A 12,867-nucleotide genomic window follows, 5' to 3' on the forward strand; every position below is an offset into this window, starting at 1 on the left:
TTTCCCTAGGTCGTCTGTTGGAATGTCAAGAAAATTAAATTTCGAAGTAAAAAGGGTTGAAATGAATAACGTAATTAAAAGCGATCTGGAAAATTATTCACTGATCCTGGATGAAATAAAAAAATACAGCACGGAATATCTGGCTACAATTGACAAAGTTAAGACCTCGCAGAGAGATCAAAATGTGGATCTTGAACCACTCGGAAAAGCGGGTTTAGGTACATCAAAGACACTTGAATATTTTAACGAAAAGTTTCGAAAACTGATCGTTTCGAGCGCCGGTCCGCGTTACTGGGGATATGTGGTAGGAGGGGTTACCCCGGCCGCGCTGGCTGGCGATTGGCTGACATCTGTTTTTGATCAAAATACACAGGCGATGCAGGGGCATGGCGACATTTCAGCAATTTTGGAAAAACAAACCATTCGCCTGATCACGGAATTGTTTGAGCTTCCGGATACGTTCAACGGCGGTTTCGTTTCCGGTGCGACGATGTCGAATTTTACCGGACTCGCAGTGGGCAGACAATGGGCCGGTGCGCAAATTGGAAGAGATATTGCCAGGGAAGGTATGAATAATGAAATCGTTGTCTTAGCGGCAACGCCGCATTCTTCGGTAATTAAGTCGCTGTCGATGCTGGGTTTCGGTAGTAATAATGTTATCACGGTTCAAACACTTCCTGAGCGTGAAGCCATGGATTTGAATATTCTTGAACAGAAATTAATGGAATTCAAAGGAAGGCCAATTATTATCAATTGCAGTGCCGGAACAGTTAATACAGTTGATTTTGACGACCTGAACGCAATTGTAAATCTTAAAGAAAAATATAAGTTCTGGATGCATGTGGACGCAGCTTTTGGTGGTTTTGCAGCATGTTCAGCCGATCATAAACATTTGATAAAAGGTTGGGAGCACGCAGATAGTATCACCATCGATTGCCACAAATGGATGAATGTGCCTTATGATAGTGCCGTTTTTCTCACACGAAAGGAGCATTCTAAATTGCAAGTGCAGACTTTCCAGAATTCTAACGCCCCTTATCTGGGAGATCCGTTGGAAAATTTTTCGTATCTGAATTTTCTGCCGGAAAATTCACGCAGATTTAGAGCGCTGCCGGCGTGGTTTAGCCTGGTTGCGTATGGTAAGGAAGGTTTTAGTTCAATTGTTGAAAATAGTATCGACTGTGCCAATTTTTTTGGTGCTTGTCTCGCTGCCCATGAATCGTTCGAATTGACGGCACCTGTCCGCTTAAATGTGGTGTGTTTTAGATTGAAGGAACAGGAGAAAACACCACGGTTTTTGGATGTTCTGAACAAAACGGGGAAAGTATTTATGACGCAAACCGTTTTGTGTAACGAATTATGTATCAGAGCTGCGTTTGTTAATTACCTGACAACGAGGGAAGATGTAAGTTCCGTTTTTGAAGAAATGAAAATGGTTTTAGAAATTTTGTAACCGATTGTTATTTTTTTGTAAAAATAATGATGCCCGTCGCAACGCTTTTCTGTATTTTAGTGTCTGTATTTTTAGACCCCTAAAAAGCGATATACATGCTGAGACGCTCTGCTTTATTTCTTATTATTCTGAGTTTGCAAATGGTCAATTGCAGACAGGCAAAGTCTTTTGTGAGTATAAGTAAGCTTCCGAATTACGACAGTCAAGCAACAGATCACATGCTCTTTCTGGATTTTCTGATCACACAGGCAGGTGAAAAAGAACCGGTTAGGGCAAATCTTGTCAACGCAATCGCTGGCAACGGTAAAATGAAGGATCTGGGATCGGCCAGGATTCAGCAGAATCAAATTAAAGCAGTTCATAATTTTAGTGATAAAAGACAGCCAATAGAAATATTTTACGAACATCCTTTATTTCGTTCGGTTGAAGTATTTAGTAAAGAGGGAACTTTGAGCCAGCATGCCCAAACAGCGAGGGAAGGAACTTTGTCGTTTCGCATTCAGGACGACCCGGCGAGGGAGAAAATTGACTTATATAGTGTAACTCCAAACGGAGAAATAAAAATATATAGTCTTCTGGTAAAGAAATGAGACTACATCTTGCCTTACTCGCTTTTCTGATCTTTTTCAGCTTTAATTCAAGCGCTCAGAAATTTTCTGTCGATACAATTTATCAAGCTGGCCGGATTGATAATAGGGTCAATATCGTCATTCTGGGGGATGGATTTACGCAGGAAGAGCTGCCGAGATTTGCTTCTGAGGCAAAAAAGTTTGCTGATTTTTTTCTGAGCTATTCACCGTACGATCGGTACAAGAATTATTTCAACATTTTTTCAATTGGCACACCGTCCAAAGATAGCGGTATCACAAACCCCGGCTCTGCAATTGATGCTTATACGGATCAGCCGGTTGAAAAAAAGGATACCTATTTCGGTTCCTCATTTGGACAGCGGATTCACCGTCTTGTTACTATTTCTAATTATTCGGCCATGTCAAAAGTTCTGGCGACCAATTTTCCATCCTACGATCTTGTCGTGATTCTTGCGAATTCGCCCTGGTACGGTGGCTCTGGTGGTTCATTCGCTGTGCATACACTCGACAGCCAGGCCAATAAAATTGGTGTTCACGAAATAGGGCATACACTTACACATTTGAACGATGAGTATTGGGCAGGTTCGGGCTATGGCTGGGAAGCTTCAAACATGACCGAAAATAATGATCCTGCCTCGATCAAGTGGCGAAACTGGCTCGGCGCAAATAATGTAGGAGTTTTCAGACATGGCGAGGGCGAGGCATCACATTGGTATAAACCTACCTCAGCCAATTGTCTGATGGAATTATTGAATAAAGAGTTTTGTAACGTTTGCCGGGAAGCCACCGTTGAGAGAATTTTGGACTTAGTTGATCCGGTTGAAACGTTTTCTCCTGCTAACAGCGCACCTGTCGTGATAAATCAGCAGGGGCAGTCCTTTGCCCTGGATCTGTTAAAGCCAAATCCTAACTCGTTAGCTATCACCTGGGCGCTGGACGGGCGCGTGCTCAGAACCAAAGCAGAAAAGATAACAGTTTCCTATAACTTTTTGAGGAATCGTATCACGACGCTTACCGCAACAATTTTTGACTCAACCTTTACCAGTAAACAGGATGAGCGCCAGTTTAAGCGGTCGAAAATTGTCAGCTGGAAAATTGAAAAGAAAGAGGCACCGCTGAGATTTCGCATTTTAGCTTCGAAGGATTCTGTTTGTGCCGGGCAGGCTTCTTTTCTCACGGCACTCGGTTGTCCTGGTAACATCGTTTGGTCCACCGGGGAGCGGACTGAAATGATCTCGGTTCGCCCGTCGGGTACCACTTCCTACAACGCGACTTGCCAGGATGCGGCCTTAGTTTCTTACGAGGCTTTTATAAAAATAAACGTAAATCCAAATCCGGTGGTAGTCGCTTCAAACAGCGGGCCATACTTCCAGGGAGCGACGATCCGTTTGACATCCTCCGAGAATGACAGCTATAAATGGACCGGGCCCAACGATTTTAAGTCAGACCAACAAAATCCGTTGATTGCAAATGCCAAGATTACTGATTCCGGATTGTATGAGGTAGAAGTAATAAGCAAAAACGGGTGCTCGGCAAAATCGCAGACAAAAGTTCTGGTCGATCCGGTGCTGGCTGTTGATGATGATATGAGAAATGGGGTTCAGGTTTTTCCTAATCCGACAAAAGAAATGGTTTATATCAAAGTGAGGCTTGAAGGTTTGTCAGCATTTACGCTTTTTGATATGAGCGGTCGGGAGATTCTTCAAAAGTTTTTCCGACAGACAACAGAAATCAATCTTAAGAATCTGGGAGCGGGTAATTATGTTTACCGCCTTTCAAACGGCAATAACAAGACTTCCGGCAAACTATTGCTGGAGTAACTTCCAGCAATAGTTTGCCAAATCTTAATTAACCAAAGACTTCGGCTTTCTGCCAACTTTTGTTTTATTCCGGATTTTTTCTGGGCGTGGACGAATCTCCGCTGAGTCGAAATAGCGTGTCAGTGCTTCAAGAATAATGTCTTTCTGAGTAAGTCCCTCCCAGTAGCCATAGTCCTTCATTTTTTCAAGGAGCACATAGTCGCAGTCAAATGTAACTTTTGTAGGAGCAGAATTCTCAGTTGTTGATGAATTTACTTCAAAATCGTCGTTGATGTCAGAGACAATGGGTAGAGGTGCGAAATCAAATTTCTTGTCCTTTGCCATATTTTAATTGTTTATACGTTCCAGAATTTCCTTCGTTAGCTTGTAATAATCTTCCGCTCCGTTGCTATTTGGGGCATAATCGAAGATATTAGTTCCGCCTGCCTGCGCTTCAGACAAAGCAATATTATCACGAATATAGCTATTCATAAATACGTCACCAAGTTGCTCTTTGGTTGCGCTGATAAGTTCGTGACTTATTTTCTTTCTGATTTTAGGATTATACCGTGTTGCGAAGACGCCACCCAGGTTGGTTGTCGGGCTTATTTTTTTGATTTCTGCGGAATAAACCAGGAAGTTGCGCAGACCTTCATAACTCAAAAATTCAGCTTGCAGCGGTACATAATATTGGTGACAGGAAACAAGCGCCATTCTTGTATTTCCGTTCAGCGCTGGAGGACAGTCGATGATTACAAAGTCATAACGATCTTTGATCTTTTCCAGCGCGATTTTCAGGTTGAAAGGAAAAATAGGAGCCGATTTGATCGTATCTTCTTTATGGCTCATTTCTGCCGAACCAGGCAAAATATCAACATCGCCGACGCGTTTTACAATCTCGTCAAATTCAAATTCTCCGGTAATGAAAGAACCACTGTCTTTCTTCAAACCGCTATGAACAATTCCAAAACTTTTTGTCAAACTGGCCTGAGCATCCAGGTCAATTACCAGCACACGTGCATTAGCAAACTTAGCAAGACCCGCTGCAATACTCTGTGCGGAAGTTGTCTTTCCAACACCACCTTTGTTGTTAACAATACTGATGATCTTCATTTAAAAGTATTATATGTATAAAAAGTTAAGATTTGATTCAAAGTTTCGTTTGTAAATAAAGGTAAAATATAGGTAGAACTAATGATATCAAATAGAAAGTTTTTAAAGAAATAATATTTTAATAAGTAATATAAGTATAGAAAGTATTAAAAGTAAAATTTGAATAAGATTGATAGTCAAATAGTTAGGTTTGTTTCCCCAAGCTGAATTCTCAAAAAAAACAAAAATTTTTACTCGTGAGGTTATTGCTTACTAATCACCTGGCGACAATACTAATTCCCCACCAGTGAATAAGGCAAAATGGCAAAAGTAAAAGAGCCAGGAGAAATGGAAGAATATGATTAATTAGACTCGCAAACACACATACCTGCGGGGAGCTCTTTGTTTAAACTTAGGCTGAATTGTTAAACCTTCTCTCGCTCTAATTGCACTATTAGAATAATTGGAAAGGCGGTTCCTGATAAAGCTTAACGTTGTTGTATAGCGTTTTTGGAATGTAAATGATTTCTATCAATCAATCAATTCTTCGCAATAGAATCCCTGGTTGATCAGGATAGCGATGACATGTTCTGTATGCGGTACGCTCGATTCAATTCGAAGAACATTATCGATGTCCGTAAGGTCCACATTCCACCTGATGATTTTGCTTTCCGCATTTAATACCGGCTCTATTGTTTTCATATCTCTGTGGTGAAGATTGGTTTTGAAAACCAGCACATGTTTGTTTTCCGGAAATTGCGCTTGCATGACTAATAAGTTTGAATTTAACATTTAAGCAGATGACGTTTGAGAATCAGATTTACTTTAATTTGACGTGACTTTTTTTTAAGGTTTCAAAGCTTTTAGAACCAAAGACAGGGTTAGGTCAATCTGCTCGTCACCGAGGATAAAAGGCGGCTGGCCTGGCATGCTGGTACCGGAAATATGAAACTTTACCAGTTGATAAAGCGGCGCAAAGGCAACCGACCAATATATCTCAATCGGAAGCTGAATCAATTCTTTTCGACTGATCGCTGTTTGAACAAATTGGGTCATTGCGTCAATAAATCTTCGATCCATTATTGATCGGTCTATGAGCGGCGAGTGTTTCATTTGCTCCATAAATGTCATACTCAATGGATTTTCCAGGCAGTATTTCAAACGATTCATCCACTGAACACGCAAACCTTCATCGAAATGGCTAGCGGGATCAAAGTTTACTAATGTTGCGACTGTCATTTTTTCAAATTCTTCGGTGTAAAGCTGCTGGATTAAATCTTCCCGGTCTTTGAAATAAATGTAAATGGTCGCAACTGATACTGACGCAGCTTTCGCTAGTTTGTGCATACTAAGCCCGTCAAAGCCATGGCTGACAATCATTTCAATTGCCTTTTCCCGTATTAATATTTCCTTATTGGTGTCTCTTGTCCTCATATTTGCACAAATATAAATGAACGTTCGTTTATTTATAAATTATTTGGAATAAAAATACTCGAATTTTTAGCTTTAAGTCTGTGATTTCTGATGTAAATGGATTAGATCAGATTATAAAATTGAACCGATCATCACGACGAAATTTCGGTTATGATAAAGTTTTCAACTACTTTTTTATTATAGCCCTTGTATCCGCCTTGAAAATCACGGCCGGCAATCGCAATAAAATCTGCCATACGCTGCGAGTTTAGCTGCGAGAGCAATTGCTCATATTCTCCTTCGTATTTGATGAAATATCCGGAGTAGACCGTGCAATCAGGATTGTCGTAGAGAACGAAATTTGGGAATCGGTTCATTGGTGAGAAAATAATTTTTTTTCCAAATGACGAGTCCAAACCCTGGGCACGGCCAAAGGCATACCAAGCCACTGGATTGACTTTTCCGTTGTCTCGTTTTAAAAGCTGACGCTTGTATCTTTTTAAGTACTGGTAAGCATTTGGGAATTCTGCTTTTAAAATGTCTTCCGGAATAATTTTATGTTTACCGGTGTCGTCTTTTTCGTATGGGAAAATGATGTGCTCGGTGATTGGTTCAGAGGAGTTTTTAAGTTTAGAGCCTTTAACAATTGGTTTTAAGATTGCTTTTTCAAATTTACTAACGATTCCATTTTTACTGATTGCCGTGATCAGACCGTCACTTTCATCCAATACTTTGAAAAGGAAAATATTGTCAGCCAGGGTTGTTAAACCGACTGAAATCTGACAGATATCTCCCAAGGTGATACCCTGTAAATCCGTCTTTTCATCAGTAGATAAATGCCACTGGGAATCTGAACTTAGTTCGGTAAAAGCAATGTTTCTTACGCCGTATTGAAAATCATAATCACTCAATTCATATCGGAAAGTTTCGGAAGGTAACTGGCCAAAAATCGTGATGGCTGCATAAGTACCCGTAGTACCGAATATTCTTACAGAACGATAATTCGTTATCTGTTTTAGGTTTTGATTTTCGACGAAATGTTTTCGAAGAATTTTACCCGTCTCTGAGCTTAAAAAAGAATTTGGTGTGATCAATCCACAAGTGCCGGAGTCTTTTACCAAGTGACAAGCGAGCTGGAAAAACGCGACGTACGTATCGGTTGATCCTGAACGGCAAAATGAATAATTTTGCTGAACATAAAATCGCTGATCCTGATCCAGATTTTGAATCCTGATATATGGTGGATTTCCAATAATCAGATCAAATTTTTCATAACTATCAATTTGTTGCAGAGCATCAAGGTTTTTCAGATTCCAATTGATATCCAGCGAATAAGGTTTGACCAGCGAATCTAAATTGAACCGGCACGCAGCGATTGCATCTGCATCGATATCCCAGCCGTGTACATTTTCCAGATTTTGTTTTAATTGTTCCGCCGGTGAATTTTCAATAATATATTGGGCGATGGAAATTAGAAAACGCCCATCTCCGCAGGCTGGATCCAGAATGGTCTGAGCACCAAAATCCAGTTCATAAAAGCCGGTATCTTTTAGAATTTTTTCTACGATATGTATAGGCGTATAAATTTGCCCCAGCAATTTTTTCTTATCGTATGTGCGTGTCTGTGATGCCATTAATTTTCAATAATCAATTCCTTTTTTCTTCCCGAGAATTTGAGTAACAAAATCCAAGGGCGTGATTGGCTTGATCTTATGTTTTTTATTCGACTTAAAATCTGAAATGTTTGAGGTGATCAGATAGTCACATTTTTCCTGAACGGCAGTCATATATTGGTAAGAATCTTCCAGATCACGGAACGAGGAATTCAGGCCTTGCAACAAAGTCTCTTTGTCTGTGTTGGCAACATCCAGAAAGGATAGATAAGCACGAAGTTTAATTTTCAATTCTTCTCCTAAAACGCCACTTCTTCTAAGCAAATAAGTGAAAGTATAAAAGCTTCCCTGAGATATAAGCAAAGGAATTTTATTGTCGTAGGCCCAGGATATAATAATTTTGGCTTCCATAGGTTGTCCTGTGCTTCGAGCGAGCGCGTGATCTACAATAACGTTTGTATCCAGAAACAACTTCATAAGTTAAATTTATCCTTCACCCACAAAGCTCTGATTTCTTCATCCGTTTTACTACTCAAAGGAGAGTCTTTCGCAAAACCAAACAGCTGGTCTGGTAGATTTTTAGCCTCATTTCCGGTTTTTCTTTTTGTTAAATATTCAGATAGATAGTCTTCAACCAAGCTAGATAATGAAATCTCATCCAAAGTAGCATATTCTTTCGCTGCTTGAATAATAGACTTTCTTACTGTTAAGGTCAATTTTACTTTTGGTTCTTTTAATGTTTTCATTTTCAAAACAAAGTTTTAGTAGACGTGGCATTCTATGATACTCAAATCTTGGCAGGCCTATGATTTATCACCTTTGTGCTCATTTGTTTTATAAGTCAAAATTTATACGTATGTGTTTAGTAAATATTATTTCAAATATACGTATACTTATTATTCTTTCAAATGGCAAATCTTAAATCCTTTTATACTTCGAACAAAGTCAGTCAACACCGGAGAATCGATATCGCCTAACAATATTTCATAGGTATTTTCATGAAAAGTAAATGAAGTTGAGTCTTGTCGCAAACGAATTGAACCTGCTTTGTAGAAAGTCCCAATTTCGCCTTTTTCCAAAGCTTCTTTATCAATAAAACCGACAAGCGAAGCGATGGTTCCGCGAGATTCGGATTGGTGAAATGATATGCAGAAATAGTGCGAGGTTTTTGATCCGGGTTTGTGAAGCTGATGCGCGGGGATGTTTAAAACAAAATTAGACGACAAATCTCCCGAACGTCTTTTCATCGACTTGATATCCACAGAGAAATTTTGATCATCGGATTGAATAAGAAAATCCTGTCCCCAATCCTGTCCGTTACTGTCGCCAAAAGATTTTGACGGGCGGGGGAAGTGGTAAAGGTCTGCAAAGACAATTTCTCCCAAAGTCCCGGTATACCTTAACATTCTGGTTTTCGATAGTCGCTCGTCATGATGATCCCAAATGTTGGAGATTTTATGAAAACGGAGGGAATATTCAACCAGCTGGCGTGCAAATTGCTTCTGCTCGTCACTGACTGAGATTTGTATGTAAAAGGTATTTCTCAAAACAGTTTGCTCCACGCAAATCTAATAAGCAGCAATGCACCAACAAATCCGACCACGATATATACAAAAGGCACATAAGTAAAGGCGACCAAATGAATTCTGTCAACAAACCACATCACGCCAATCAACGCCGTGATCAACGTCAGAAATCCGGAAAGTTTGCCGAAACCTGGAATAAGCGAGAATGGGATTTTTTGTTTGATCAGCATCAGCGTTAATACCATCGAAATTACAGGTAAAAACTGCATAATGATATTTGCCTGCCAGATACTTTGTCTCTCAAACAGAAACAGGTAAATATTTAGTGTTACCGCAAAAATTCCCGGGATACAGACAGCATATACGAGGATCGCATAAATAATTCCCCAAAATTTAACGTCCCGACTGCCCGTCGCAAGCTGCCCGACAACCCAGGCAATAAGCGGGAGCGCAATAAAATAGCTGGCTAACGGCCAATAATTGGAAGAAACCTGATCAAATAAATCTCTAAGCGTCATTTTGTCTAATATATAAAAAGGGAGAAATGGGGCAGGGGGCAACCCTCTCTCCATTCCTCCCTCCACAGAAATTTCAAATTTTTATAAAGTTAACAAGAAACCGATTGTAAAGTTGGCATCCCAGTCGAAAACAAATTGCTGACAACCTGTTGCATCTGCGATAGCTTTATAGATATTAATTCCAGCTTTTGACTTTGCATTTGATAATTTGGAATAGTCAGATGGAGCGCTTAAAACTGTAAAACGTTCTTTGTCTTTACGAACTTCTTTTGCCATTTCAAAAGGCACACCGCCGATGATGAAAGCAGTTTTACGAAGTTCAGAAGGGATCTGTTTCGCTTTTGAACTTACTTCATCATACACTTTTTTATCGTCCGTACCATCCTGAAAATATTTTGCACCATAACTTTCAATTGCTTTAATTCCGCCGCCTGAAATCCAGGAGATTTTTGTATTTCCTGAACCAATATCAGCCACAAAAGCTTTTGTCGCGTAGTCAGCAGGTAATACCGATTTCAAGGCTAACTGTCCTTCCTGTTCCGCAGTTACCTGGTTTACCACATAACCCAAAGATTTTAAAGCTGCTGTGATTTTTTTTGTAACATCTGCTTTTGCTGCACCAGAGCTCACTACGAAATGGATGTCTTTTTTGCCAACGCCAAAATCCAGCATCGTTCCAATATACTTTTTAAGTCCGATACGGATATCTTCGTCCGTCGCCATATTTTCTGTTACAAGGCTGTTACCAAATTCCGATTTTTCCAGCTTCCAGCGTTTTTCACTGTCAACTTTGATGATGAACGAATTAAACCCACTGGCTCCAAGTTCAACGACGCCCTTCAATTTCCCGTCGACAGGTTCGGGGGCAGTGTAATTAAATGCTTCCCGGGAACTTGCAACTGCGGAATTTTCATTTGATGACTCCTCCGAACTTTCAGTGCTTTCTGAGTTTGAAGATACTGAATCAACTGTTGAATTTTGTTTTTGGGCCACTTTTTCAAGGGCCTGCTGGCCGCCAAAATATTTATAGCCAACAAAAATGGCTCCTATAACCAGGGCTGTAATTAATAATCTTCCGGCAACGGTTAGTCTTTTCATTGTTTGTTTAAAGTAAATTGAAAAATATTATTGTAATAAATCGCGTTAGTCCAGTAAGCCTTTATAACTGGAACTTTTTGGAGGGTCAATCGAGCGGGACGGCGGATTAGGCGCATCGAGTTGGATCAGTTTAAATTCTCCTTTATTATAAGCTTCCAGCATAGCCTGACCTTTGTCTGACAAAAGTCCGTTCTGAACGTCGACGCCATTGATGAAATCAAGAGAAAGGTCCATGGCGCGTTTCATTTCGCCAAGTTTCATGCTCATATCGTCCTGGATATACTCCATCGATTCGTCGAAATAAAACTTTTTGTCAGGATTCCCCTTGAAGATACTAACCGCAGTACGCAGGGCATTCGAACTTTCTTTGACAATTCTATATTCTGCCTCTTTCAGTTTTACCTTAATCTCCGTTTCCTTGATGATATAATCTGCGCTTTTGTTCACCTTTTCCATGAATTCAAGAATGGTCTTCATGTTGCGCTGTAATGGAAATAATTTCTCATTCATTTCCTGCAAACCGGCACCTTCGATGGTTGCAAGCGAAGCAGTTTCTTTCATTCCCGGGCGATCCGTCATTTGGCTGGCCTTATTGGCTTCTGCAAATTTCTGCTTGATCTCCTCATTATTCTCGCTGATCTTCTTGTTTAGTTTAACTAGCTGTCCTGCAAGAATGTTGATCTGACCTTGCATTTTTTCCCTTTTTTCTTTTAGATCGTCAATGTAGATCTTCATGATGGCAATCGGATCAAGCTTGATAATCAGACCTGTAATCTTACGCATCAGTGTTTTGAACAGGAAGAAAACTGCGGTCCGTACATCTTTGCTCGTAAACAGAAAAACCAACACAGCCAATACTGCAAGCAAAAAGCCCAGGTAAAGTGTATTCTGCGTTACGTCAATCAGAAAAGCTGCCAGTTTATTCCAATAATACAAGCCAAAGGCGCCAAGTCCGCCGAGAAAAAGCAATGAGGTAATTCCTTCCGGCTTGCTCCAATAGGATCGCTTGGAAATATCATCCTGCGGGCCGCCGATTTGAGTGAAGTCTGGTGATGCCATAGTTGAAGGTTTTATTTAATGTATTGGTTAATTTTATTAAGATCTGAATTTATTTGTTCAACAAAACTTTGATAGGTTATTTCAAAGCTGTCCCGATTTGCATTTAGTTTAGAGCTTTGTTCTGCCACTTCTCCCGAAATCTGGCCCAGGCGGTTTTTGTTATCATCAATTTTCTTTTGAAGATTCGCGATTTCTTGCGCGTAAGCAACGTTATTGTCTTCAAGTTTTTTCACTTCGTCCGTCAACGATCCAACGCGCTCCCTGATTGCTTTTTCAACATCTTTCAAAAATGACTCCCGATCCTTGCTTAAAATGGAAAGATATTGATCGGCCGATGTCTTCAAAATTGCATGATCCTTGATTCCACCCATGGCTTTGAAACTTGCCCATGCTGCCTGAAACTGTTTTTCTTCACCCAATCCCAGGCTATCCATACTCTGCAAAGCTTGCTTGAATTCGAAATAATCCGGACCTGGGAGGTTCGCTTTTTCAAGTAAATCCACAAAATGCTCTACAAATTTCCGGTCAACATTCGCAGTTCCGGCAACATTGGGCACAGTAGCGGCGGGGGCAGGTTTTGGCTGCTCCATTGTTGTTTCAGGAACTGGTTTAACTTGTGTAGGTTCTGTACTTTCATTAATAAAAAAGCTCAGTATCTTTTTGCCGATACCAGGTTCAGAATCTGCCATTTTTCAGTTGATCTAGA

At 40.3% G+C, this 12,867-nt stretch carries 15 protein-coding genes; 3 read left to right on the forward strand and 12 right to left on the reverse strand.

The window, feature by feature from the left end:
* Positions 1–61: 61 nt before the first annotated feature.
* From AC1XUO_RS07540 to AC1XUO_RS07550, 3 genes are all read left to right on the forward strand, one after another.
* Positions 62–1,453 carry a pyridoxal phosphate-dependent decarboxylase family protein gene (locus AC1XUO_RS07540; RefSeq protein WP_483329158.1) on the forward strand — a complete coding sequence of 464 codons (1,392 nt, stop codon included), beginning with the start codon at positions 62–64 and terminating at the stop codon, positions 1,451–1,453.
* Positions 1,454–1,548: 95 nt separating this feature from the next.
* On the forward strand, positions 1,549–2,043 hold the full coding sequence (locus AC1XUO_RS07545) for a hypothetical protein (RefSeq protein ID WP_483329159.1): 495 nt from the start codon (positions 1,549–1,551) through the stop codon (positions 2,041–2,043).
* On the forward strand, positions 2,040–3,863 hold the full coding sequence (locus tag AC1XUO_RS07550; protein ID WP_483329160.1) for a M64 family metallopeptidase: 1,824 nt from the start codon (positions 2,040–2,042) through the stop codon (positions 3,861–3,863). Before AC1XUO_RS07545 ends, AC1XUO_RS07550 begins: the two co-directional genes overlap by 4 nt.
* 24 nt (positions 3,864–3,887) lie before the next feature.
* On the opposite strand, the gene AC1XUO_RS07555 is transcribed toward AC1XUO_RS07550, so the two are convergent.
* From AC1XUO_RS07555 to AC1XUO_RS07610, 12 genes are all read right to left on the reverse strand, one after another.
* Complete coding sequence (locus AC1XUO_RS07555; RefSeq protein ID WP_483329161.1) at positions 3,888–4,187, reverse strand: hypothetical protein; 300 nt, start codon at positions 4,185–4,187, stop codon at positions 3,888–3,890.
* A gap of 3 nt (positions 4,188–4,190) precedes the next feature.
* Positions 4,191–4,955, reverse strand: a complete 765-nt coding sequence (locus AC1XUO_RS07560; protein ID WP_483329162.1) for a ParA family protein — start codon at positions 4,953–4,955, stop codon at positions 4,191–4,193.
* Between the two features lie 510 nt (positions 4,956–5,465).
* Positions 5,466–5,702, reverse strand: coding sequence for a hypothetical protein (locus tag AC1XUO_RS07565; RefSeq protein WP_483329163.1), 237 nt, complete (start codon positions 5,700–5,702; stop codon positions 5,466–5,468).
* 78 nt (positions 5,703–5,780) lie between these two features.
* A complete protein-coding gene (locus AC1XUO_RS07570) occupies positions 5,781–6,368 on the reverse strand; it encodes a TetR/AcrR family transcriptional regulator (RefSeq protein WP_483329164.1) in 588 nt (195 codons plus the stop codon).
* 131 nt (positions 6,369–6,499) lie between these two features.
* Positions 6,500–7,981 carry an Eco57I restriction-modification methylase domain-containing protein gene (locus AC1XUO_RS07575; RefSeq protein WP_483329165.1) on the reverse strand — a complete coding sequence of 494 codons (1,482 nt, stop codon included), beginning with the start codon at positions 7,979–7,981 and terminating at the stop codon, positions 6,500–6,502.
* A gap of 6 nt (positions 7,982–7,987) precedes the next feature.
* Complete coding sequence (locus tag AC1XUO_RS07580) at positions 7,988–8,437, reverse strand: type II toxin-antitoxin system VapC family toxin (RefSeq protein WP_483329166.1); 450 nt, start codon at positions 8,435–8,437, stop codon at positions 7,988–7,990.
* Positions 8,434–8,706 (reverse strand): DUF6364 family protein, encoded by a 273-nt coding sequence (locus tag AC1XUO_RS07585; protein WP_483329167.1) that lies wholly within the window; start codon positions 8,704–8,706, stop codon positions 8,434–8,436. The genes AC1XUO_RS07580 and AC1XUO_RS07585 overlap by 4 nt, the downstream gene beginning before the upstream one ends.
* A gap of 150 nt (positions 8,707–8,856) precedes the next feature.
* Entirely contained in the window at positions 8,857–9,522 is a 666-nt protein-coding gene (locus AC1XUO_RS07590) for a hypothetical protein (RefSeq protein ID WP_483329168.1), read from the reverse strand.
* Positions 9,504–10,004 carry a hypothetical protein gene (locus AC1XUO_RS07595; protein WP_483329169.1) on the reverse strand — a complete coding sequence of 167 codons (501 nt, stop codon included), beginning with the start codon at positions 10,002–10,004 and terminating at the stop codon, positions 9,504–9,506. Before AC1XUO_RS07595 ends, AC1XUO_RS07590 begins: the two co-directional genes overlap by 19 nt.
* A gap of 81 nt (positions 10,005–10,085) precedes the next feature.
* Positions 10,086–11,102 (reverse strand): hypothetical protein, encoded by a 1,017-nt coding sequence (locus AC1XUO_RS07600; protein WP_483329170.1) that lies wholly within the window; start codon positions 11,100–11,102, stop codon positions 10,086–10,088.
* Positions 11,103–11,147: 45 nt separating this feature from the next.
* A complete protein-coding gene (locus tag AC1XUO_RS07605; RefSeq protein ID WP_483329171.1) occupies positions 11,148–12,161 on the reverse strand; it encodes a hypothetical protein in 1,014 nt (337 codons plus the stop codon).
* 11 nt (positions 12,162–12,172) lie between these two features.
* Positions 12,173–12,850, reverse strand: a complete 678-nt coding sequence (locus tag AC1XUO_RS07610; protein WP_483329172.1) for a hypothetical protein — start codon at positions 12,848–12,850, stop codon at positions 12,173–12,175.
* Positions 12,851–12,867: the final 17 nt, after the last annotated feature.

It is taken from the genome of Dyadobacter sp. HNCC25DJ186 (assembly GCF_056895235.1).